The following is a 23712-nucleotide window of genomic DNA, read 5'->3' on the forward strand; positions in this document are numbered from 1 at the left end:
TCCAAAATCGGAATCGTCTGGAAGCTGGCGCTCACATTATCACCGCCGTTAATTTTCGCAAGTGCGGCGCGCGGCTTTTTTCAACTGCGCGACGGTGATATCGCATTTTGACCCGCTTTAGCGGTGAAAGTTTATCGTCAGCGAGTATGTAGTGTAAGCGCTTCTCCGGCGAGCGCTCAGACCGTACTTAATGCTGGCGGGAAACGGCGGTCGTACGCCGTGGGCACGAAACGCATTGGATTGCCGCCCCGGGTTTTGGTTATACTGTATGGGTATACAGTTTAACTGGTCGCCTATGCGTAAAATTATTCATATTGATATGGACTGCTTTTATGCGGCCGTGGAAATGCGCGATAACCCCGCGCTGAGCGCGGTTCCTCTCGCTATTGGCGGCAGCCGTGAGCGGCGCGGTGTCATTAGCACGGCGAACTATCCGGCGCGCAAATTTGGCGTGCGCAGCGCTATGCCTACGGCAACGGCGCTGAAACTCTGTCCTCATCTCACATTATTACCCGGTCGCTTTGAAACATACCGGGATATTTCGCAGCAGATCCACGCTATTTTACGCCGCTATACCGATATGATTGAGCCGGTGTCGCTGGATGAAGCCTATCTGGATGTCACCGACAGCGCGCTGTGTCACGGCTCGGCGACGTTAATGGCCAAAGAGATTCGGGATACTATTCATCGCGAGCTGGCGCTAACCGCCTCGGCGGGCATTGCGCCCGTGAAATTTCTGGCTAAAATCGCCTCCGATCTGAATAAGCCAAACGGTCAATACGTTATTACTCCCCAGTCTATCCCGGGGTTTCTCTCCACGCTGGCGCTGGAGAAAATTCCGGGGGTAGGGAAAGTCACCGCCACCCGGCTTGAAACCATGGGGCTGCGCACCTGCGCCGACGTGCAGCGCGCAGACCTGGCGCTGTTACTGAAAACATTTGGTAAAGCAGGGCGCATGATATGGGAGCGCAGCCAGGGTATCGATGAACGCGAGGTTCAGCGCGACAGGTTGCGAAAGTCCATTGGCGTGGAGCGGACGCTTGCCGAAGATATCCACCACTGGCCGGCGTGCGAGGCGCTGATTGAACAATTATATCCGGAGCTGGAAAGGCGACTGATGAAGGTGCAGCCTGATTTATTAATCACCCGCCAGGGCATCAAACTGAAGTTTCATGATTTTCAGCTGACAACCCAGGAACACGTTTGGCCGCGCCTGAATAAAGACGACCTCATCGCCACGGCCAGAGAAGCCTGGGATAACAGGCGAGCGGGGCGGGGCGTCAGGCTGGTTGGTCTGCATGTAACCCTGCTCGACCCACAGCTGGAGCGCCAGCTTGTGCTCGGCTGGTAAACCTGCGGCCTAACGTTTGCACTGTGGTGTGCTATAAACGACGGGGCCGCCTCAACAAAGGGCGGCCCCGTTAGCGCGTAAGCGCCCGTCTATCAGGCGCTGTGCGGTTTATTTCTCCGGAATGGCTTTTAACAGCTCCGTCAGCAGCGTCCAGTACTGCCCGACGCTTGCAATATGCACCTGCTCATCCGGAGAATGCGGGCCGGTAATCGTGGGGCCAATCGACACCATGTCCATCTCCGGATACGGTTTTTTGAACAGCCCGCACTCCAGCCCGGCGTGAATAACCATGATGTTCGGCGTTTTGTTAAACAGCTTCTGGTAAGTCTCACGCACTAAATGCATCACCGGCGAGTGCTCATCCGGCTGCCAGCCCGGGTAGCTGCCCTTCGGCGTTGTTTTCGCGCCGGCGAGCTGCCCCAGCGACGTCAGCGTGCTCACTACCGCCTCTTTCCCGCTATCAACCAGCGAGCGGATCAGGCAGATAATTTCGATATTCTGTTCCGCCGTGGTCACGACGCCGACGTTCAGCGAGGTTTCGACCACGCCTTTGGCGACGTCAGAGTTGCGGATGACGCCGTTTGGTGTGGCATTGAGCAAATTGAGAAACGCGTCGCGGCTATTAGCGCACAGCGGGGCCAGCGTGCCGGTAGTGGCTTCCAGCTGCAGCGTGATGTTTTTTTCAACTGCGCCCAATTCATTGTGCAAAATTGCCTGGAACGCATTAACGCGCGCGCGCAGGGCGTCTATGTGTTCCGGGGCAACCGCAAGCGTAGCAAAGGCTTCACGCGGGATTGCGTTACGCAGCGTGCCGCCGCTGAAATCGATCACGCGCAGATCCAGTTCGCGCGCCTGGTCGCTTAAAAAGCGCGCCAGCAATTTATTCGCATTGCCAAGCCCGAAGTGAATATCGGCACCGGAATGGCCGCCTTTTAGCCCTTTAAGCGTCAGTTTTAGCGTTGCGAAACCAGCCGGCAGCGCTTCACGCGTTACGGCGAGGGTCGAGATAAAATCGATGCCGCCGGCGCAGCCCATATAAATCTCGCCTTCCTCTTCGGAATCGGTATTAATCAGAATTTCCGACTGTAACCATCCGCTTTGCAGACCGAATGCGCCTTCCATTCCGACTTCTTCCGTCATGGTGAGCAGCACTTCCAGCGGGCCATGCTGCACGCTGTCGTCAGCCAGCACCGCCAGCGCGGACGCCATACCGATACCGTTATCCGCGCCAAGAGTGGTGCCGCGCGCCTTTACCCATTCTCCGTCAATCCAGGGTTGAATCGGATCGGTAGCAAAGTCGTGAACGGTATCGTTATTTTTCTGCGGAACCATGTCCAGATGCGCCTGCAGCGCGACGGGTTTGCGGTTTTCCATGCCGGACGTTGCCGCTTTACGGATCAGGATATTGCCGACGCCGTCTCGCTCGACGAACAGTCCCTTCTCTTTAGCCCACGATATAATATGCCGGGCAAGCGCTTCTTCATGATAAGAGGGATGGGGAATCGCACAGATATCGGCGAAAATATTCCACAGTGGCTGCGGGGAGAGTTGAGACAATTCAGACAAAATGCGTCTCCTTGACGACGACCAGCAAAGTTGCGGGCACAGGGTTACAGAATAAGAATGCGCCACGGAAAAATCCCGGGCGAGGCGCTGAGGATATCATTTTCTCCGGCTTCATGGAGCATAAAAGCCTAAAAAGCGTTCCCTTACCCGCGCGGCACTGGTTTTTGCCGGCCCAGACCTCTATAATTTCGCGCAACCTATTTCCCCTTGAACACTTTTTAAGCCGTTATCACTGGCTGGGACACTTCACATGAGCGAAAAATACGTTGTCACCTGGGACATGCTGCAGATTCACGCCCGTAAACTGGCGAACCGCCTGCTGCCTGCGGAGCAGTGGAAAGGGATTATCGCCGTGAGCCGCGGTGGGCTGGTCCCTGCAGCGCTGCTGGCGCGTGAATTGGGCATTCGCCACGTTGATACCGTTTGTATTTCCAGCTATGACCATGACAACCAGCGCGAAATGAAAATCCTTAAGCGTGCGGAAGGCGACGGCGAAGGTTTTATTGTCATTGATGATTTAGTCGATACCGGCGGTACTGCGGTTGCGATTCGTGAAATGTATCCCAAAGCCCATTTCATTACTATTTTCGCCAAACCGGCCGGTAAGCCGCTGGTGGATGATTATGAAATCGATATTCCGCAAGACACATGGATTGAGCAGCCCTGGGATATGGGCGTCGCGTTTGTGCCGCCGCTGGCGGGACGTTAATCGCAGCGCTGCGACTCATTCTGTAAACCCGGCCCCAGCCCGGGTTTTTTATTGCCTGCCATCAACCGCATTCTGTAAATCTGTTCTTCTCATTGCGCTTTTTTAGTGTGCTTTGGCGGCGCCTTTGGCCGGTAAGGGTTAGCGTTTTCCGGGCGCACAAAAAGGCCATTCGTCCGTTTCTCAGAAACACCCTGCCGCCGGGATTACAGCGCCGGGCGCGATATCCCGCTCATAGAGGTCGACACATTTTTTCTGCAATCCCTGCGCTTGCCACGGGCACCGGTTTGTTTTCTTTGCGCGCGCGTAGCGTACAATACCGGGCAGTGACTTTTAGGGAGAAAACCGCGATGCCGCAGAGCAACCTCAGCGAGGAGTTATTTAAGCCGCATTTTAAACACCCCGAAACCTCCACTTTAATCCGGCGGGCGCACCATCACGCCACTGCTCCGCTGCAGTCGGCGCTTGATGGGCGTACCGACAGCCGCTGGTATCGCCTGATTAACCGCCTGCTATGGGTTTGGCGCGGCGTTAGTCCGCTCGATATTCTGGATGTCGAAGCGCGAATAGCCACCTGCGAAGCCGCGCGCAGTAATGATGCGCTTCTTGATACCGTTATCGGCTATCGCAGCGGTAACTGGGTTTATGAATGGTCACATCAGGCTATGCTGTGGCAGCAGCGTGCCGCTCAGCAGCCCGATGAGGCGCGGTGTGGCGCCGATTGGCTGGCGGCTGCGAATTTATACAGCATTGCTGCCTATCCGTATTTGAAAGGCGATACGCTGGCGGAACAGGCGCAGGCGCTGGCTAATCGCGCTTATGAAGAGGCGGCCAGCAAACTGTCCGGCGAACTGCGCGAGCTTCAGTTTCCCACGCCCGATGGCGGTCAGGTCACCGGCTTCCTGCATGTACCTAAAGGCGCTAAAGGGCCGCACCCGGTGGTGTTAATGTGCGGCGGGCTGGATACGCTTCAGAGCGACTTTTATCCTCTGTTTGAGCGCTACCTCGCGCCTGCGGGCATTGCGATGCTCACTATCGACATGCCTTCAGTGGGATTCTCGTCAAAATGGAAACTGACTCAGGATTCCAGTTTATTGCACCAGTGCGTGCTTCAGGCGCTGGTAAATGTTCCTTGGGTAGATCATACGCGCGTGGCGGCGTTCGGCTTTCGCTTTGGCGCCAACGTGGCCGTGCGTCTGGCTTATCTGGAAGCGCCGCGATTGCGGGCGGTGGCCTGCCTGGGGCCAGTGGTGCACGCGCTGATGTGCGAGCCTGCGCGGCAACACAATGTGCCGGATATGTATATTGATGTTTTGGCCAGCCGGCTGGGGATGCAGGATGTTTCCGATAGCGCACTCAGCGTGGAATTACAGCGTTATTCGCTAAAAATGCAGGGGTTATTGGGGCGGCGCTGCCCGGTGCCGATGCTATCGGGGTACTGGCGCAACGATCCGTTTAGCCCGGAAGACGAGTCGCGGTTAATTGCCTCGTCTTCGGCAGACGGCAAGGCGCTGGAGATTGCGACCGCGCCGCTATACGCAGGCTTTGATCGCGCTTTGAAACAGATTGTTAGCTGGATGGCTAAACGCCTTAATGGGTAACGACGCCGCTGTGCCAGCCGGCATTGCGAACGCCAGTTCAGCGCCGGCTGCGTTAAAGCCACAGCGCACGCGGGGCGGGCTACTGTGCCAGCTCCCGGCGCTGGCGGTAGAAAAGTGATGTAAGGCGGCCAGGCAGGCCTGCGAACACTAGCGGAAATTTAAACAGAAAAAATTACGCGAAAAAATGGCGAAATCGCCAGTCTCTGCTAAATAAAATGCTTCATAACAGGAGATCGCGATGACGTTACCAACTGGATATCCAAAAAGTCGGCTGATTAAGAAGTTTGCCGCGCTCGGCCCCTATATTCGGGAAGAGCAGTGTGATGACAGCGGATTCTTTTTTGATTGCCTGGCCGTTTGCGTCAATGTAAAGCCTGCGCCGGAAGAACGTGAGTTTTGGGGCTGGTGGATGGAAGTAACGCCGCAGGACCGGCATTTTTACTACACCTGGCATTTTGGATTATTCAATAAACAGGGCTCATGGCAGCGGGAAACCATTAAAGATAGCGCGGTAGAAGCCAGAGTGACCGATGCGCTACGTAATTTTCATGAGCGTTTTCAGGCGCTGCTACATTCGCTGGATCTTGAACTGTTGCCCGCCGAGGGCTTTGTTGAGCAACCGGTAAAACTGCGCGCCTGATTCGCTGGCCGCAGCGCCGTGATATGACGTGCGATGCCTTTCGCACGTCGCTCCCGATGAACCAAACGCCGCCGGTGTGTGGCGCTTTCCTGAGTTGATGCGACCAAAGAGCGATAGCGATTTGGGCGCGCACCTGTTTTCTGTTCGGACAGCGAATTGACAGCCATCGCCAGCCGCTATGATTTGCTACCCAGGCAGCGCGGGCTGATATACATCGCGTTTTAATGATTCCTGCCAGAGCTTTAGCGCCGGCCAGCGATTTTTAGTAAGCCTTTTCTCGCGGCTCTATTTTACCGCCCCCGGGCTGCTAATTGCGCCACGAATTGCGGCTCGGCAGTGGTGGTAAACCGACGCAGCGTATTACGCGGCGGTGCGCCACCCTGAGAGTACCCCATATCCGATAGCGGCAAATTTTATGTGTGGCCGGTATCGCCGGATAAATCCTTTATATATTAAGCTGCCCGCCGGAAATCGGCCGGGTTTCCAGACCCGTACGCGCCGTATTAATACGCGATTCGATTGCTTTCGTCGTGTAACCGCCTGGCGAATATCGGCGTGATAAAAGAGAATGTTGCACTCAACCTGGTGCGCCCATCGGCTTGAGCCGGTTTGCTCTGTGCGCGTATGTTGCTGCGCGTGAGGGCTAATTTTTTAGCCTGGCGTTCGCGTAAGATTAACCATAAAACCGTGCGAATAGCGTTGATTACGCCGGCGCTAATTCTCTGCCCTGGCATATTCACCGGTTGGCAAGCCGCCTGCCACCTGCTACAACATGAGCGAAATTTCCTTATTAACTGAAATGGCATAACAACATGAGTAACAGCCAGACGCTGGTCGTCAAATTGGGCACTAGCGTATTAACCGGAGGCTCGCGCCGCCTGAATCGCGCCCATATCGTTGAGCTGGTGCGCCAGTGCGCCCATCTGCACGCGGCCGGACATCGAATTGTTATTGTGACGTCGGGGGCAATTGCCGCCGGGCGCGAGCATTTGGGCTACCCGGAGCTGCCCGCGACCATTGCTTCTAAGCAGCTACTGGCGGCGGTAGGGCAAAGCCGTCTGATCCAGCTTTGGGAGCAGCTTTTTTCCATTTACGGTATCCACGTCGGGCAAATGCTGCTCACCCGTGCGGATATGGAAGACCGGGAGCGCTTCCTGAATGCGCGCGATACGCTACGCGCGCTGCTGGCTAACCGTATTGTGCCGGTAATTAATGAAAATGATGCGGTAGCGACGGCGGAAATAAAAGTGGGCGATAACGACAATTTATCGGCGCTGGCGGCAATTTTGGCCGGGGCCGATAAACTTCTACTGCTTACCGATCAGCAGGGGCTTTTCACCGCCGACCCGCGCCAGGATCCTGGCGCAGAGCTTATCAAAGACGTACACGGTATTGACGATGCGCTGCGCGCTATCGCCGGTGACAGCGTGTCCGGATTAGGCACCGGTGGTATGGGCACCAAGCTTCAGGCCGCTGACGTAGCGTGCCGCGCGGGGGTGGAGGTAGTTATAGCCGCTGGCAGCCGCCCGGGCGTGATTGAAGAAGTGATGGAGAATATCCCCGTCGGCACGCGCTTCCACGCGCAAAGTTCGCCGCTTGAAAACCGCAAGCGCTGGATTTTCGGCGCGCCGCCGGCTGGAGAAATCTCCGTGGATGACGGTGCACAGCAGGCTATCACCGCACGCGGCAGTTCGCTGCTGCCGTCGGGGATTATCACCGTCAGCGGTAACTTTTCGCGCGGTGAAGTTATTCGCATTCGTAATCAGCAGGGCCGGGATATCGCTCACGGCGTTTCACGCTACAACAGTGATGCGATGCGCCGTATTGCAGGATGCCATTCTCAGCAAATCGACGCGATTTTAGGATATGAGTATGGGCCGGTTGCAGTGCATCGTGATGATATGATTGTGAGTTAATGTCCGGTGAGCGCTGGCCGACAAAACATAGCCGACGCTTTATGGTGTACCTGAGCGAGTAGGACCTGCGCGTATGCGGCCGGTGCGCCGCCGTATTTTTCACACTCGCCGCCGCGCAGCGCCGTCACCGGTGCGGCCTGGAAATCGCGTGAGAGTGTATTGCGTGTCCGCTGTCGCGTCTTCAGGTTACTAATACGATCGGTTGCTGATAAATCACACGCAGCGTCGGCCTATTACAGCCGTACTTCGGGGAGATAGGGTATTTATTGTCTGCCAAAGTAGGGCCGTGTGAAAGCCGGGTTGCACAGGCAATAACCTCAGTGTCCGCCGCTGCGGACACCTGGCCATGTGTCTTTTACATCGTGGAAAAGGTATTCATAATAATTCCGCCGGCAATAATCAGCACCATGGCGAACAGCGCCGGGAAATCCGGCTTTTGCTTATAAAGCAGCATGGAGCACAGCGTGACGCCAACGATGCCAAACCCGCACCACAGTGAATACGCTACCCCGACTGGAATTGTGCTCATCGCGCGGGTTAGTGCGAAATAGCAGAGCGAATAGGCGCAAATCACTAGTACAGAAGGCCACAGGCGGCTAAAACCGTGCGTTTTTTTGATCATTGAGGTGCCGGTTATCTCGGAGCCAATAGAGAGCGCCAGCCATAAAAATCCAAAATTAAACATAGCGTTTTTCTTCCCTGTCAATTAGCGATGGTTTTATCCAGCGGCGCGGGTTCCTGAGTCGGTGTCTCTTCTGCCTCTTCGCCACCCATTTTGGAAAACAGATTCATGATGACAATGCCGCAGGCGATAATCGCCATGCCTACAATGGCGGCGGTGTCCGGGTGCTGGCCATAAAATACCATGCCAAGCGTTGATACCAGCAGGATGCCGGTGCCGGACCACGTGGCGTAGGCCAGGCCGACCGGAATATCTTTCACCGCGCGCGACAGTGAGTAGTAGCAGATACAGTACAGCACCACGATCAGCGCCAGCAGCAGCGTTTTCGTCATTCCTTCGCTGTTATCGAACATTTTAAGCGTCGAGGTGGCCGACGTTTCAGAAAAAATTACCAGCAACATCCACAGCCAACACTTTGTTTTCGATGACATCATCATCTCCTGATTGCATTCATAGCTTTGTTATTAATAGGTTTCTGCCGCAGCGTGGATATCGCGCGCTCGCCTCGCGGTGGCTCGCAGGCGCACTTATATCTGCTATCTGCGGATTACAGTTTTTGTTTCTTCACATAGTCCATTGCCGCATCGGTTAACCGCACGCCCGCCGCGCGGGTGAGAGTGGGATCGCGCTCCAGCGCGGAAGCGGTGATATAGCGCATTCTTTCGGGCGCGGCGCTGCGTTCCCGGGCGCAGTCATCGGCGTTTAGCCTCTCTTCCAGTTCATGAATAGCGCACAGCGTGACTCCGCACTGTTTAAGCTGAGCGACTATTGCCTTCCTGTGCGCTAAATAATCAGGATTGCCTTTACCCGCACGTAATTGATTTAGCTCGCTGTCCGGGTCGCAGTGGTAGCGCAGCGCCAGCACCGGAATGCCGCAGAGCAGGGCGTGATGGATAACCTGCGCCGCCGGGCTGATTAATACGCCGCTGACAACGTCGGCCGCCAGCGAATCATTCAGAAACGGCAGCACCAGAGCGCGGCAGGTGCGCGTCGGCATTGCGGCGGGCGATGTCGGGAAAGAAATTGCCTCGCCCAGCTTCAGCCAGCGTTCAGCGTCGGTGACGCCTTCGCTCAGTGCGACCCGGAAATGTACGCCGCAGTCGGCAAGCCGCGCGGCTATCTCCTTCCGATAACCGGCATCGGCGTTCACCAGCAGTGTCACCGGGCGCGTCAGAGTCTGGACAATGCGTGCCACCAGGCGCTCTATATCCGCTTCGCTCATAGCCTGTTTTCCGCCACACGCTGCAGCGTAACCTGCGCGCCGTTCGCCAGCCCGGCGGCGTTAGCCTCTTCCGTGTCGATATGAAATTCCAGCGCGAAGTCGTCGCGCACCCGCACGATAACCTCATCAAAAATCAGCCCGCGCTCACCGGCGGCGCGTACCTGAACTTTTTGACCGTTAGCAACGCAGAAGCGAAGTGCCTCCTGCGGGGACATGTGAATATGCCGCCAGGCGCAAATAAGCTGGGAATGCAATTCAACGTAGCCCGCCGGGCCGACCAGCATCGCGCTGCCGGAATCCTCAAGACATCCTGATTCTCGCACCGGCGCTTTTACCCCCAGGGTAAAACAGTCGGCGCGGGAAATTTCAACCTGCGTAACTGGTCGGGTTGGGCCGAGTACGCGTACATTTTTTAGTGAACCTTTAGGACCGACGAGAGTAACGCACTCTTCGGCGGCAAACTGTCCCGGCTGGCGCAGTGGTTTAAGCGGCTTCAGGTGATAGCCTGTGCCGAACAGCGTTTCTACATCGCGCTGGGAAAGGTGCGCGTGACGGTTGGACACGCCGACCGGAATAGCAGGCGCCGTTGCCCCGAGGCGGGCGTCAATTTGTGCGCGGATCAGCGTATCCATTATGCTTTCTTCCCTTTTTTCACCGGTGCCTTATCCTGCGTCGCGGGTGTCGCGGGTGTCGCGGGTGTCGCGGGTGTCGCGGGTGTCGCGGCGTTATCCGCTATCGATGGCGTCAGCGCCGGTGCGGATATTGAAGGCAGGGGCGCCGCTTTTTCTGACCCTTTTTCTGACCGTGAGGCCGGGCGTCCTTTAAGCGATGCGAGCGCGCGAACGGTGCCGTGCTCCGGGCGCGCAATGGCCAGCGAGCCCACGTATTGCTCGGGTGTCAGCACGGAAACGCCGCGCTCGATGGCGGTAATCACGGCGCTTATTTCGCCCTCAATACAAATACTCACCAGGCCGGAACCGACTTTTCGATAGCCGATGCAGGCTACGCTGGCCGCTTTGCAGGCGGCGTCCAGTGCCTGAATAGCGGCGATAAGTCCGTGGGTTTCAATTACGCCTAAGCTTTTCATGAACGGCTCCTGTGAGTTAGTGGCGAATCAGACGGATATCAAAATCAAATTGAGTGAAAAAGCGCTCCAGACGCTGCAATTCTTCGTCGCTGTATGACGGGTCGTCTTTAATGGGATAAGGCATGTCCAGACGGGCGTATTTATTTTTGCCAAGCTGGTGGTAAGGCAGGATATCGATACGCTGAATATTGCCGCGTCGCGCCAGTTTTTTGACATACTCAATCGCGCCCGTAATGGCATCCCATGAGTCATTAAAGTCGCGAATAAGCGGCATACGTACCACCACGTTTGCGCCGTTGTCTACCAGCCATTCGAGATTGCGGTGAATCCCACTATTGCCCATTCCGAACAGCGCCTGATGATGGGCGTCGTCGTGCTCTTTGAGGTCGAACAAAAAGGTATCAGTGACCTGCGCCAGCTTTTGGTAGCTTTCAAGCGACGTAGTGCCCTGCGTTTCCACGGCGGTATTAATCATCATTTTTTTGCATTCTCGGAACAGGGCGACGGCAAAGTCGGTTTGCAGGCTCATCTCGCCGCCGCCGATAGTCACGCCGCCGCCTGAAGCAACATAGAAATCGTAATCCTGCATAATGATGTCCATCAGTTCGCTGACCGTGACGTCCCGACCCACGACATCCAGCGCGCTGCGGGTGCAAATTTCTTCGCAGCGGCGGCAGCCAATGCAGTTTTTAGTACGATCGACACTATGCTTTAGCTCGCCGTTTATTTCTCTGCGCTGATGAACGCCGGTAGGGCATACGCTGACGCAGTCGCCGCAGCTTATGCATTTATCCGGCGAGAACATTACCTGGAACTGGCTGGTCAGCCCTTCCGGATTCGCGCACCAGGGGCAGCGTAAATTACACCCCTTAAAGAAAATGAGAGTGCGAATGCCTTCGCCGTCGTAAATAGAATATTTTTGAATATTAAAAATCCGGCCCGTTAACTCCGGTGTACTTGTACTGCTCACGCTTGCCTCCTGCATAAGGCACTGGCTCCGCCTAAAATACGCACCTTGGTTTGCTGGCGCGCGATGCTATTTTTCTTTGGTCCGTGCGGGTGCGGCACGTACAGCAGCCTGGTTAGCTGAAAGTAATGTTGTAAAACCGCGTTACGCGCTTGATTGAGCGGGGCGATAGCGCCTGGCGTAACCCAGGCGCCTTACCGCGAGGCCGCCATGCCGGATGCGCTGGACTATCCAGATCCCGTCTCGATAGTCCGGCGGTGCCGTTACTCGCTGCGCGTGACTGAGAATTAGAATTTCTCAATCACGGTACGGCTGATAATTTCATCCTGAACTTCTTTGCACAGCTCGACGAAATAAGCGCTATAGCCCGCCACGCGAACGATCAGATCGCGATATTTTTCAGGTTCTACCTGCGCTTTTTTCAGTACTTCATTGTCGACGTAGCTGAACTGCATTTGCCCGTTGCCGAGAATAGAGGCGGTGCGCAGCAGCGTAATGAGCCCGTTGCGGCCTTCCGGCGTGTCCAGCAATCCTTTGAGGAATTTGAAGTTGTGCACCATGCCGATATTCATAGTTTCAACGTTCATTTTGCTCACGGACTTAATAATCGCCGTTGGGCCCTGTTTGTCGGCGCCCTGGGTTGGGCTGATACCGTCTGACAGCGGCATCCATGCCAGCCGGCCATTCGGCGTGGCATTGGTGAGTTCACCGATGGGCGTATTATTGGAAATTGACAGGGTGCCGTGGCTAAGCGTGGAGTAAAGCATCTTATATTTGCGACACTCGCGCTCCGTCCATTCGGTGATATCCAGCGCGTATTGGTCGACGGTATTATCGTCGTTGCCGTATTTCGGTGCGTTCACGCAGTCGCGGCGCAGCGCGTCATAACCCTCGAAATTGGCCAACAGCGCGTCGCGAATTTGCTCCAGCGTGTATTTGCCATCTTCATACACCAGCTTGCGAATGGCGGCCATGGAGTCGACGTACGTTGCCAGCCCGGAGAAAATCAGGCCTGGGCCGTGATTGATAACGGCACCGCCCGCGGCGACGTCTTTACCGCTTTCCATACAGCCTTCGACCAGCAGCGACATTAACGGCTTGGGTGCAACGTCCCGATGCACGCGCTGGCTAATAACGGTGCCGATTGCCGACAGACGAACGATGTGTTCAATTTGCTTTTTCACGGCGGCGTCAAAGGCTTCAAAGGTAGTCAGCTCGCGCAGATCGCCGGTATCCAGCCCCTGATAGCTATCAAACAGCACCATGCGGCCACGGTTGAGTACGAATTCAATGGCGATTGGCCACTGGGTATAGCCGGTGGAGGTCCACTGATAAATCCGCCCTGATTTTTGCGGCTCTACGCAGCCCATCAGACAGTAATCGCGCGCGTCTTCAAAATCGAAGCCTTTGCGCAGCATCATTTTGATATGTGAATCATCGAAGTGGCACGCCGGGAATCCCATCCCCGCTTTCACGACGTCGACTATCTTCTCCATGTATTTTTGCGGCGACTGGTTGTGAATACGGCAGGCGAGAGAAGGCTGATAGACCTTCACGAAGCGTACGGCGTCCATAATCAGATACGTCAACTCGTTACACGCGTCGCCGCCGCTGCGCTTTTGCCCGCCAACGGTCAGGTTAATAAAGGGCTGATAGCCGGCAAAATATTTCGCGCCCGCTTCGCTGGACATCCACATCAGCTCGGCGCATTTAATGATGAACGCCTGCATCATTTCCAGCGCGCTTTCCCGCGTCAGGCGCCCGTCGCGAATATCGGCCTCATACATTGGCAGGGCGTATTGATCGAGACGCCCCAGCGACAGCCCGGTCTGGTTTTCTTCCACTTCGAATAGCGACTCTACGGTCCAGACGCTTTGTAGCGCTTCCTGGAGCGTTTTCGGCGGTTTGGCAGGGACGTTCTCGTTGACTTCTGCAATAGTAAGTAGTTCTGCACGGCGCCGGGCATCCTGCTCTTTTGCCGCCAGTTCGCGGGCGTGAGCGGCGATGCGGCGCGCATAGCTCACCACGCCTTCGCAGGTTTCAATCGCCGCTTTGTAATAGTAAATGCGGTCAATATCGTCGGGGTTTTCCATGCTGAGCGCGGCAAGGTGCGCCTGCGCATCGGCTTTAATACCGTCCATCCCTTTGGTGAACAGCAGTACGTCGTAGCCCGGGCAGGTATCGCCGCCGCCGTTAATCTGGTGGTAGGAGAGATCGCTGACAAATGTTTCACCGCTGAAGGCCCAGACGCCGGCTTCGCGGTATTGCGCTTCGCAAATTTCATCCAGCGAGCGGCCTTCCCAGAAAGGCACAATTTCCTCACGGATGGTTTTTTTATCCGCTTCGCTGATTTCAAAAGGGTCCTGCGGGCGGGTACTCATGGTATCCAGTTCGTCGCGCACCCAGCGCCAGGCGATATCCGGTGAGAACGCGCCGGCGCGCGGCTTACCGCAGGGGTGGCCGACGATCAGCTCTTCATCCTGAATCAGGATCGGGGCGGTTTCGCAGGCGCGGCGGAAGGCTTTGGCACGTAACAGTATCGTTGGCATGCCGGGGTTGTTTTTAACGACCTCCGTGAAGGCCAGCGCGCGGTAAATAGAGACGCTGGGGCGGGCTTCCAGATAGCGGTTACGCAGGCGCTGCAGGCGTGGCGTCAGCCCTTCCATTACGGTAAGGCCCGCGGCGTCGGTTTGTGGGTAAGCGCCCGGCGCCGCCGTAGCGCTGAAGCTGCCAGACTGCGCGCTGCCGCGATACAGGCGCACGGATAAACCGAGCGCGTTCAGCCCGCGCTGCGCCTGCAGGAACACGGTGGAAAGCGCGTTTTGCGCCAGGCGCGCGTCGTCGTCCGGGGCGGCACCGTGCATGAGCGCATCGAACATCGGGTAGCCGTCGATTGCCGTTGGAGCGCGTACTTCACTAAGCTCAGCCAACTGTAGCCACAGGCATTCAACGATTTCCTGCGCCTGCTGCTGGGTGAGCGTACCTTTATCGAGATCGCGCTGGTAGAACGGATAGAGCGCTTTGTCCGCGCCGCACGGGTTAACCGCGTAGCCGCCGTTATCGAGGTGAATGGCTAACTGGAGCAGGTAAAACGCCTGGCAGGCTTCCTGGAAGGTTTGCGCAGGCGCGGCGGGAATGCGGCGCAGTATTGCCGCGCTTTCCCGCAGTTCATTCTGGCGATAGACATTTTGCTCTCCGCTTGCGAGCGTTTGTACCCGTTCGGCGAGGTTCATCGCCAGCGCAATCAGCGCGTCGCAGGCGTAAATCGCGGCGCGGCAGGCGTTAACTTCATCCGCACCGCTGCGGCTGACGGCGCTGCCCAGCGTGCGCACCCGCGCTTCAAGCTGTTGTTTAATCGCCTCTACGCCTTTATCGATGACCAGCATGTAATCCGGCGACGCGACGCTGTCGCTCAGGTTCAGACACTGGAAAATCGAAGCGCGCTGCAGCGTTGCGACATCGTGGAAAATAGCGCCGTGCGGCTGCTGGGTTTGGTTGCCTACGATCAGTGAGTCCGGCGTGACGCCAAGCGGTAACTGGCGCACCAGTTCATAAAAGCGACGAGCCGGTTTGACCGCCGCCGGAACGCCGGCGATATCGCCATCGAGTGCGGCCAGCGCGGTGGCATGGTCGGTGCTCAGGGTGCTTTTCTGTGAAAGCAGGCGTTCCGCCAGCACGCGGACGCGCGGTGTTAGGTCGATCTGTGCCATAAAATTCTCCTGATATTCCTGTTATTGTCCCTGGGCTGTGTCGTCAAAAGCGCGGCCGCGCCATGCTTCGCGATAGAGCGCGATCAGCGCTGCGGCGTCGGGTTCGCGAGGATTCGTGGGAGTACATCCGTCGCGCAATGCCTGAGCCGCCATGTCACCCAGACGCTGTTCAAAGGCAGCGCCGTCTACGCCTGCGTCACGAATACCGGCAGGCATCTGCATTGCTTCTTTTAGCGTTTGAATGGCGACTAATAGGCTGGTAACGCCCTGATACGTGGAGGACGCGGGCAGCCCCAATTTATGGGCAAGGCGCGCATAGCGCCGCGCCGCGAAGGTATCGCATTGACCGGTATAGTCGGCATTCCAGGCGACGACGCCGGCCATTAATAACGCGTTAGCGCGCCCGTGGGGGATTCGAAACATGCCGCCAAGCGCGTGGGCGAGGCTGTGCGTGATGCCCAGCGAGGCGTTTGTGAACGCCATCCCTGCCATGCAGGAGGCGTTGTGCATTTTTTCCCGGGCTTCAAGGTTATCGCCCTGGCGCCAGCAGGCGGGCAGCCAGCTAAAAACTAACTCGACCACTTTTTCCGCCAGTGCATCAGTAAAGTCGCTGGCCTGGCGGGATACATAGGCTTCCAGCGCATGGCACAGTACGTCCATGCCGGTATCCGCAGTAATAGCCGGCGGCACCGATGCGGCCAGCGCGGGATCGAGAATGGCGATATCCGGCAGCATGTGTTCATCAACCAGCACCAGTTTTTCCGCACCGGCTTTTACCACTGAAAACGCGGTGACTTCCGATCCGGTGCCGCTGGTGGTCGGGACGGCCACGAAACGAGGCCGCGCGAGTTCCGGGCGCGCGCGTCGCAGCGTATAGATGACGGCTTTCGCCGCATCGATAACCGAACCGCCGCCCAACGCGACTACCAGATCGGGATAGCGGGCGTTCATCAATTGCATGCCGTGCGCGACGGTTTCAATATCAGGATCGGAGGCGATATCGTCCCATACCTGACAGTCAGCGCCCTGACGCTGCAGAAGTTCAGCGGCCCGCTGTGCCAGCCCGAATTTGACCATTGCTTTGTCAGTGACCAACAATACCCGCGTGGCGGAGAGCTGGTTTAGCGTGGCAAGCGCCCCTTGTCCAAAGTGGACCCGTGGCTTTAGTAAAAATTCACCCATAACGTGACTGGCTCCTCAGCGATCCCGAAACACTTTCTCGACAATAGCCACCACCGACATGGCTTTGTAACGGTCTTTATTCAGCGCGAAATAGGCTTCTGCCAGCACGATGTCGTGCATACCCGCGCCGACGCTGTCGACCGCAACCCAGGTTTTGTCTTTCATTGGCTGCTGATCGTCATCCAGCGCGGTAATCATCAGTAAGTTACTGCCGCGCAGTTCGTCGCATTTTTGCGTTGCCACAACGTGTCCGGTGACTTTTGCGAGAATCATGTTTTATCGCCCTGTTTCAATGGGTTAGGTTTAGATACGCTCCAGCGCCTGGCGGATAATACGCTCAATGTTTTGCGTGTTTATTTCTTCATGCGCGCAGTCGCCGTCGCGGCGCGGGCTGGCCGCCGCCGTATCGAAGCGGGTATCTGCCCCGGCAGAAGAAAGTGCAGAGGTACTGCCCGACGTGAATCTCTCGTCCTCAAAGATGCTCAGGCGCGCAGCGCTCGTAGGCTGCGGTGCAGTTTGCGGGCGTTCGCTCTGAGCGCCAGGAGCGCGCAGTTCTTCAATGGTGCGCACGCCGTAGCCGACTTTGCGGATATTGAGCAGGTTCATCGGGCCGACGTTATCGGAACTGGAACCGCCGCCTACGGCACCGCAGCCGAGCGTTAACGCAGGCGTAATATTGGTGGTGGCACCGATGCCACCCAGCGCGGCAGGCGTATTAATCAAGATCCGATTTACCGGCTTCTCAAGGCTGAACTGGCGAATAACGTCCTGGTTTTGGGTGTGGATCACCAGCGTATGCCCTAAACCTTCATTGGTCAGGAGTTCCATAACGCGCTGACAGGCGGCTTTCCAGTCCTCTTCAACGTAGAAGCCCAGTACCGGACACAGTTTTTCACGGGAATAGGGGTTTTTCGGTGAAACAGAGGTTTGTTGGGCAATGAGCACGCGCGTGCTGGCAGGTACGCAAAAACCGGCCAATTGGCTGAGGTAAAGCGCCGTTTTGCCGACGACTTTAGGGTTGATAGTGCCATTCGGGCGCAGCAGCAGCGCCGCCATTTTAGCCGCCTCGTCATCGTTCATAAAATAGGCGCCCTGAGCTTCCAGTTCGCGATGGACGGCATCGTAGATGCAGCGTTCGACAATAATGGACTGTTCTGACGCGCAGATAACGCCGTTATCGAACGTTTTGCTGGTCATAATGTCTTTCACCGCGCGCGGGATATCGGCGCTGCGCTCGATAAACGCGGGTCCGTTGCCCGGGCCGCCGCTGATGGTTGGCGTGCCTGATGCATAGGCTGCGCGCACCATACCTTCGCCTCCGGTGGCCAGAATCAGGGAAACATCTTTGCTGTGCATGAGTTCCGAGGTCGCTTCGAGCGTCAGTTCAGTAATACCGCTGACGGAGCCTACCGGGGCACCTGCCGCTTCTGCGGCGCGTTTAACGATTTCAATGGCTTTCCAGCTACAGCGGCATGCCCCAGGATGTGGGGAAAAAATAATGGCGTTGCCGGCCTTAAGCGCGATTAACGCTTTGTAAAAAATGGTTGAGGTCGGGTTTGTCGAGGGAACTAATGCACAGATCACACCTAACGGCACGCCCACGTCCATCACTTTTTGAACCGGATCGTCATGAATGATACCGACAGTTTTCATGCCTTTGATTGCGTCGTAAACCCGCAGCGAGGCAAACCGGTTTTTCAGTACTTTGTCCTGCCAGTTGCCGAAACCTGTTTCTTCGCAGGCCATTTTTGCCAGAGACTCGGCGTGGTGTGCCGCTTCCTGAGCCACGTTTTTTACAATGGCGTCGATTTGCTGCTGCGAAAAAGTGGCCAGTAGCGCCTGGGCTTGCCTGGCTTCGCGCACCAGATCCCGCGCCTGCTGGCGTGAACGCAAATCTTTATCCAGCTCAATCATGAATCTATCCTTTTTCAGACTAAAAGGGTGAAGACGGGGCGCGCGCTATCAGGCTTTATGCTGCGCCGCGATTTTTTCAATGTCGTTGTGAGGGCGAGCGATAACGCGAGACGAAACTACCTCGCCAATGCGTCTGGCGGCCTCGACGCCAGAGTCCACGGCGGCGTTGACGGCGCCCACGTCGCCTTTCACCATGGCGGTAACCAGCCCGGAACCGACATTCTCATAGCCGATAAGCTCGACGTTGGCGGCTTTACACATGGCATCTGCGGCTTCGATACAGGCCACCAGACCTTTGGTTTCGATAAGCCCAAGAGCTTCTTTCATTGCGGTTTCTCCGGTTATTCAGCGACTTTGTACTGTGCGACGATTTTGTTGATATCCGCATGGGGGCGAGCGATTACCAGTGAGGTGACGACTTCGCCAATGCGCTGCGCCGACTCAACCCCGGAATCTACGGCGGCTTTGACGGCACCGACATCGCCTTTTACCATTGCCGTGACCAGGCCTGAGCCGACGTTTTCATAGCCGATAAGCTCAACATTGGCGGCTTTGCACATTGCATCCGCAGCTTCAATGCAGGCCACCAGACCTTTGGTTTCAATAAGACCTAATGCATCACCCATGTGCATTCCTCCGGGCTTACGCCTTGTGCTTAATGACAATTTTATTGATGTCGTTATGCGGACGGGCGATCACCAGCGAAGTTACGACTTCGCCAACGCGCTGCGCCGATTCAACGCCGGAGTCCACCGCGGCTTTTACTGCGCCCACGTCGCCTTTCACCATGGCGGTAACCAGCCCGGAGCCGACATTTTCATAGCCAATCAGCTCGACGTTGGCGGCTTTGCACATGGCATCTGCGGCTTCAATGCAGGCCACCAGACCTTTAGTTTCAATAAGACCTAATGCATCACCCATTGTGATTTCCTCTTTAAGTCAGGTTTCTGGGAAGAGTGAAAACCGCCTGCGCCCCTGGGATGAAGGCACGCGATCGCGGATTCAAAATCACTATATTGAGTAGGGTTTAAAACGGAATTTAAATTCTTATATTTTGTGTATTTAGTTTTTTATTCTGTTATTTATCGATATTTTGTATATAATTTATCTGTTCATTCTGTGTTTTTGCGATCTTATGGCGGGAGGTGTTTGCGGTTTTTATTGCACGCACTAGAAGGTGGGTTTTGTCATGCAATTAAGCTTTGCATAAGAGTGTTTAACGATGAGTGAGTGTTCATAATTGTGAAAGGCGTCATGTTATTAGCGGACTGGGCATCTGTGCGCTGAGGTTTTATCCTGCAGAAAATGAGCTATTTAGCGCGACCAGGATAAAAAGCGGGTACCACTCGCGAGAAAAAGCGCGAAAGCCAAAGCGGGGGAATGGGGTACTTGCTGCAGACTTAAAATGATGTAAAAGGAGGGAAGCGGTGCAGGTGTGCGGGTTAATCAAATTTGCTGCCGGATTTTAGCGTACAAATATACAGCGGGGAGTTGAGCGAACTGAGTAATATTGCATGCTCGTTGAGCTTTTGCGCATTCAGGAATAGCCCGTCATGGCTGTCTGACATTTCGCGCATGAAATAGTCAAAAATAACATCCGGCGATTCGTCAATAGACGACGCGCTGGCTTCCCAGCGGCTGATGCGGTAATGGCGCTCGGTAGGGGAAATTCGCCGCGTGGTATAGGTGAATTTCACATAGCGCTGAAGGTATAACCAGCCGGCCTGAGAGCCCGTATAGCCTTCTGCGACGATAGAACCTTTGCCGTTAGCGCCGAAATTGAAGTGAATATTACCGTTAACGTTTTCGGTTTCCATATTTTCAAAGCGCATAATGGCTTTAGTGGAACAGCTCATTATGCCCGCAGTGCGCATGGGAATAAGTTTCCAGATACAAAAACCTACGGCGAGGATAAAAGCGACGGCTGAAAGCGCAAACGCGAGGCGCGGCGAGAGCTTCATTTGGCGCTCCACGAATAATAGAAATAGTTAACGCAGTAACTGAATGGATTATTCTCGTGCATCGCGCAGTGCGCGAGATAGACGCGCCCCAGCCCGTTAGTTTGCAGACGATCGCCGTAAAAAAACACGAAGCGCTCGCTGGGCTGACAGGTGAGGTTCAGGCGCTGACGCACGGCTTCAAAGTTACGGACGTAGCTCGTGGCGGAAACGGAATTTAGCATCTCTTCGCTGGCCAATAGTTCACACAGGCTGTGCTGGATGGGGTTGAGCGTTATAACGCGGGACGCAACGCTGCCAGAAAGCGTGAAAGCAACCAGCAGCCCGGCGATGACTAACAGAGTGATGCTTGCCATGTACCAGCACATACCCTGTGTGTGTAGCGTACGCGTTGGCGATTTTGGCGATGAATTTCGGGCCGTTTGTTGGGATGATACTTGGCGCTGCGCCGTATGTTCCGCCTCATGGCTTTCCGCTGCCAGCGGCAAAACCGTAACCACAGGGTTAAGCTGGAGATGGCCGCGTGAGACAGTAACTATAATGTTTTCAATATCATATTGACGAAACGTTTTGCGTAAAATACTGAGATATTGATTGAGATTACTGTTAGATGACGTAAGACCATTGTCATCCCAAACCCGGGAAAGCACTTCGTTGCGGCTAATAATTTCCTTATGCGTAATAAAAAACAGGAATAGTGCGCTGGCGGTAATCGAGAGCTGAGTCTCTGGCGCATCTCGGCCACAGGGCGTTAGCGAGCCGTCTGCCGCATCGTAAATCAGATTATCGTTGATGTTGTATCGCATCGGCGTTCTATCCTTGTGCTAACTGCCGAATGGCATCCTCGAAACGACATAATACGGTATGGCGCTCCACGCTAGCGACGGTGTAGCGCGGCTGCGGGGCATTCAGGGTCCTGTTCACTGTGACTTACTGAGAGACGAAACTACCGGGTACATCATCTTTATGGCGTATGCGCCTGGCGAAAAACGCGCCTGATTTTATATCGCAAAAGAACGGGGCTGACCGCCAGCCGCAATAAGTTTGCGGTTTCAGTGAGCCATATATGCCGTTTCATTCTCTTCAGCCACGGCCTGAAATAGTGCGCAAGGCGGGCGATTGCAGAATATCAGTCGGTTTACGGTTCGTCGGCGATGGGAAAATCAAAAACGGTATGCTGACGGACGGTGTCATTCCCTGCCTAACGCTGCTGTTACACTAAAACGTTGAATCATGCTTATGCTATGGGCGCGTAGTCATCGCAGCTCTCTTCGTTATGGGTATGAATCATACAGCGAGAACCCGGCCTGAATTTGATCGCGATCAACGGCTGGCCGCACTGAAAGAGGCGGTTAACGATTGTGTGTCTGGATTCACATTTCACTGTATCATTAGAAAAATAAAGAATTTTTCAGTTGTAACGCCCCAACTTTTTATTTAGCGAATCGTTTTGGGAACCCCGCTGTGTGTGACATACCGATAGTAAGGCGGGCTTTTAAAATGGGCGAAGGCGCTGCGTAAAAGAAGCGCCTGACGATAGTAAACGCGGCGGCGTTATTGCATTCTATCCCGCGCGTGCGAGCAGAAGAGGCCGCAGCCGGGTTAGCCGGGATGAAAGCGAAGTTCTATCCCGCCCGCGCGTGCGAGCGGAAGAGTGAGGAATAGTTATGTTGGAAGAGATGGGCAAAGCGGCAAAAACTGCATCTTACCGTTTGGTTCAGCTCAGTACTCATGAAAAAAATGAGGTACTGATGCGGATTGCCGATTATCTCGAATCGCGCGCGCAAAGCGTGTTAAGCGCGAATGCCGATGATATTGCCGAGGCGCGTAATAACGGGTTAAGCGAAGCGCTGCTGGACCGGTTGATGCTCACGCCGGCGCGTCTGGCGGCCATTGCGGACGATGTGCGACAGGTATGCGGTCTTGCCGATCCCGTTGGGCAGTTAATTGACGGCGGCACGCTGGACAGCGGGCTTAGGCTTGAGCGACGCCGGGTTCCCCTCGGCGTGGTGGGCGTGATTTATGAAGCGCGCCCAAACGTCACCGTGGATGTGGCCTCGCTGTGCCTGAAAACGGGAAACGCCGTTATTTTACGCGGCGGTAAAGAGACCTGGCGCACCAATGCGGCAACCGTGGGCGTGATTCAGCGGGCGCTGGAAGAGTGCGGATTACCGGCCGCCGCCGTGCAGGCGATTGAAAATCCCGATCGCGCGCTGGTACATGAAATGCTGCGCATGGATAGCTATATCGATATGTTAATCCCCCGCGGCGGGGCGGGCCTGCATAAGCTTTGCCGCGAGCAGTCGACGATACCGGTGATTACCGGCGGCATTGGGGTATGCCATATTTTTGTCGATAGCGATATGGCGATTGCGCCGGCGCTGGAGATTATTGTGAATGCGAAAACCCAGCGCCCGAGTACCTGTAATACCGTAGAGACGCTGTTGGTTCATCAGGCGGTTGCCGGGGCGTTTTTACCGGCGCTGAGCCAGCGGATGTCCCAGTGCGGCGTTTGTCTGCATGCGAATGACGGCGCCGCGGCTCTGCTTGAGGCCGGCCCGGCGCGGGTGGTGCCCGTTCAAAACGGCGAGCTGGACGATGAATTTTTATCGCTGGATTTGAACGTGGTGCTGGTGGAAGACATTGATGCGGCAATTGATCATATTCGCCGCCATGGCACCCGGCACTCCGAGGCGATACTGACGCGCTCTATGCGTAGCGCGCAGCATTTTGTCAACGCGGTGGATTCAGCGGCGGTGTATGTGAATGCGTCTACGCGTTTTACCGACGGTGGGCAATTTGGATTAGGTGCGGAAGTGGCGGTCAGCACGCAGAAATTGCACGCGCGCGGGCCGATGGGGCTGGAGGCGCTGACTACCTATAAATGGATTGGCTACGGCGATGATATTATCCGGCGCTGATTTTGTAGCTCAGTGACGTAAAAAACAGCAGTCAACGTGCCAGGCAGTTGACGCGAGCAGCACTTTTTTTTACTCTTTAGCGCGTACCATCACTCGCCTTGGTACGCGCCTCAAAACGCCGATATAGCTCAGTTGGTAGAGCAGCGCATTCGTAATGCGAAGGTCGTAGGTTCGACTCCTATTATCGGCACCATCCTACCTGGTTTAACGTCTTCTTAGTTCTACTCAAATACCCTTTAAACCCTTATAATACGGGATGTCACGGCCCTTGTTGTCTCTGCTCGTCTAC

24 protein-coding genes and 1 tRNA gene are annotated in these 23712 nt (G+C 55.7%); 8 read left to right on the forward strand and 17 right to left on the reverse strand.

Annotation, left to right across the window (positions count from 1 at the left end; genetic code table 11):
* Positions 1–295 precede the first annotated feature (295 nt).
* A complete protein-coding gene (gene dinB / locus SFA31_RS08315; RefSeq protein WP_322837573.1) occupies positions 296–1351 on the forward strand; it encodes a DNA polymerase IV in 1056 nt (351 codons plus the stop codon).
* Positions 1352–1459: 108 nt separating this feature from the next.
* Here the strand turns inward: dinB and pepD are convergent, their stop codons facing one another.
* Positions 1460–2917, reverse strand: coding sequence for a beta-Ala-His dipeptidase (gene pepD / locus SFA31_RS08320; protein WP_322837574.1), 1458 nt, complete (start codon positions 2915–2917; stop codon positions 1460–1462).
* Positions 2918–3167: 250 nt separating this feature from the next.
* Between pepD and gpt the strand changes: the two genes are divergently transcribed.
* The 3 genes from gpt (at position 3168) to SFA31_RS08335 (ending at position 5342) form a co-directional block, all read left to right on the forward strand.
* The gene (gene gpt, locus SFA31_RS08325) at positions 3168–3626 is read left to right on the forward strand and encodes a xanthine phosphoribosyltransferase (protein ID WP_322837575.1); all 459 of its coding nucleotides are present in this window, start codon (positions 3168–3170) and stop codon (positions 3624–3626) included.
* A gap of 347 nt (positions 3627–3973) precedes the next feature.
* Positions 3974–5224, forward strand: a complete 1251-nt coding sequence (gene frsA / locus SFA31_RS08330) for an esterase FrsA (RefSeq protein ID WP_322837576.1) — start codon at positions 3974–3976, stop codon at positions 5222–5224.
* Positions 5217–5342, forward strand: a complete 126-nt coding sequence (locus SFA31_RS08335) for a hypothetical protein (protein WP_322837577.1) — start codon at positions 5217–5219, stop codon at positions 5340–5342. The genes frsA and SFA31_RS08335 overlap by 8 nt, the downstream gene beginning before the upstream one ends.
* A gap of 29 nt (positions 5343–5371) precedes the next feature.
* On the opposite strand, the gene SFA31_RS19070 is transcribed toward SFA31_RS08335, so the two are convergent.
* Complete coding sequence (locus SFA31_RS19070; protein WP_416208350.1) at positions 5372–5500, reverse strand: hypothetical protein; 129 nt, start codon at positions 5498–5500, stop codon at positions 5372–5374.
* Here SFA31_RS19070 and crl point away from each other — a divergent pair.
* Entirely contained in the window at positions 5463–5864 is a 402-nt protein-coding gene (gene crl / locus SFA31_RS08340; protein WP_322837578.1) for a sigma factor-binding protein Crl, read from the forward strand. The two genes, SFA31_RS19070 and crl, sit on opposite strands and share 38 nt — an antisense overlap.
* 812 nt (positions 5865–6676) lie before the next feature.
* A complete protein-coding gene (gene proB / locus SFA31_RS08345) occupies positions 6677–7780 on the forward strand; it encodes a glutamate 5-kinase (protein WP_322837579.1) in 1104 nt (367 codons plus the stop codon).
* Positions 7781–8135: 355 nt separating this feature from the next.
* Here proB and SFA31_RS08350 read toward each other — a convergent pair whose 3' ends face one another.
* The 15 genes from SFA31_RS08350 to SFA31_RS08420 form a co-directional block, all read right to left on the reverse strand.
* Positions 8136–8465 carry a multidrug efflux SMR transporter gene (locus SFA31_RS08350; RefSeq protein ID WP_322837580.1) on the reverse strand — a complete coding sequence of 110 codons (330 nt, stop codon included), beginning with the start codon at positions 8463–8465 and terminating at the stop codon, positions 8136–8138.
* Positions 8466–8482: 17 nt separating this feature from the next.
* On the reverse strand, positions 8483–8893 hold the full coding sequence (locus SFA31_RS08355) for a multidrug efflux SMR transporter (protein ID WP_322837581.1): 411 nt from the start codon (positions 8891–8893) through the stop codon (positions 8483–8485).
* Between the two features lie 116 nt (positions 8894–9009).
* Positions 9010–9684: a hypothetical protein gene (locus tag SFA31_RS08360; protein WP_322837582.1), complete on the reverse strand. Its 675-nt coding sequence runs from the start codon at positions 9682–9684 to the stop codon at positions 9010–9012.
* Complete coding sequence (locus SFA31_RS08365; RefSeq protein WP_322839328.1) at positions 9681–10319, reverse strand: phosphate propanoyltransferase; 639 nt, start codon at positions 10317–10319, stop codon at positions 9681–9683. Before SFA31_RS08365 ends, SFA31_RS08360 begins: the two co-directional genes overlap by 4 nt.
* Complete coding sequence (locus tag SFA31_RS08370) at positions 10316–10771, reverse strand: BMC domain-containing protein (RefSeq protein ID WP_322837583.1); 456 nt, start codon at positions 10769–10771, stop codon at positions 10316–10318. Before SFA31_RS08370 ends, SFA31_RS08365 begins: the two co-directional genes overlap by 4 nt.
* Before the next feature lie 16 nt (positions 10772–10787).
* Positions 10788–11741 carry a choline TMA-lyase-activating enzyme gene (gene cutD, locus SFA31_RS08375; RefSeq protein WP_322837584.1) on the reverse strand — a complete coding sequence of 318 codons (954 nt, stop codon included), beginning with the start codon at positions 11739–11741 and terminating at the stop codon, positions 10788–10790.
* Between the two features lie 284 nt (positions 11742–12025).
* On the reverse strand, positions 12026–15448 hold the full coding sequence (cutC, locus tag SFA31_RS08380; protein ID WP_322837585.1) for a choline trimethylamine-lyase: 3423 nt from the start codon (positions 15446–15448) through the stop codon (positions 12026–12028).
* Positions 15449–15469: 21 nt separating this feature from the next.
* On the reverse strand, positions 15470–16630 hold the full coding sequence (locus SFA31_RS08385; protein WP_322837586.1) for a 1-propanol dehydrogenase PduQ: 1161 nt from the start codon (positions 16628–16630) through the stop codon (positions 15470–15472).
* Between the two features lie 15 nt (positions 16631–16645).
* Entirely contained in the window at positions 16646–16903 is a 258-nt protein-coding gene (locus SFA31_RS08390) for a EutN/CcmL family microcompartment protein (protein ID WP_322837587.1), read from the reverse strand.
* Between the two features lie 30 nt (positions 16904–16933).
* Positions 16934–18544 carry an acetaldehyde dehydrogenase (acetylating) gene (locus SFA31_RS08395; protein WP_322837588.1) on the reverse strand — a complete coding sequence of 537 codons (1611 nt, stop codon included), beginning with the start codon at positions 18542–18544 and terminating at the stop codon, positions 16934–16936.
* Between the two features lie 48 nt (positions 18545–18592).
* Entirely contained in the window at positions 18593–18871 is a 279-nt protein-coding gene (locus tag SFA31_RS08400; protein WP_322837589.1) for a BMC domain-containing protein, read from the reverse strand.
* 14 nt (positions 18872–18885) lie between these two features.
* Complete coding sequence (locus SFA31_RS08405) at positions 18886–19170, reverse strand: BMC domain-containing protein (RefSeq protein WP_322837590.1); 285 nt, start codon at positions 19168–19170, stop codon at positions 18886–18888.
* A 16-nt stretch (positions 19171–19186) separates the two neighbouring features.
* Positions 19187–19465 carry a BMC domain-containing protein gene (locus SFA31_RS08410; RefSeq protein ID WP_004249182.1) on the reverse strand — a complete coding sequence of 93 codons (279 nt, stop codon included), beginning with the start codon at positions 19463–19465 and terminating at the stop codon, positions 19187–19189.
* Positions 19466–19986: 521 nt separating this feature from the next.
* The gene (locus SFA31_RS08415) at positions 19987–20505 is read right to left on the reverse strand and encodes a FidL-like protein (RefSeq protein ID WP_322837591.1); all 519 of its coding nucleotides are present in this window, start codon (positions 20503–20505) and stop codon (positions 19987–19989) included.
* Positions 20502–21308 (reverse strand): winged helix-turn-helix domain-containing protein, encoded by an 807-nt coding sequence (locus SFA31_RS08420; protein ID WP_322837592.1) that lies wholly within the window; start codon positions 21306–21308, stop codon positions 20502–20504. The genes SFA31_RS08415 and SFA31_RS08420 overlap by 4 nt, the downstream gene beginning before the upstream one ends.
* 861 nt (positions 21309–22169) lie before the next feature.
* Here SFA31_RS08420 and proA point away from each other — a divergent pair.
* Both proA and SFA31_RS08430 read left to right on the forward strand, forming a co-directional pair.
* Entirely contained in the window at positions 22170–23423 is a 1254-nt protein-coding gene (gene proA / locus SFA31_RS08425; protein ID WP_322837593.1) for a glutamate-5-semialdehyde dehydrogenase, read from the forward strand.
* Positions 23424–23540: 117 nt separating this feature from the next.
* Positions 23541–23616 (forward strand) — tRNA-Thr (locus SFA31_RS08430).
* Positions 23617–23712: the final 96 nt, after the last annotated feature.

It is taken from the genome of Erwinia sp. HR93 (assembly GCF_034555055.1).
Lineage (GTDB): Bacteria > Pseudomonadota > Gammaproteobacteria > Enterobacterales > Enterobacteriaceae > Apirhabdus > Apirhabdus apintestini.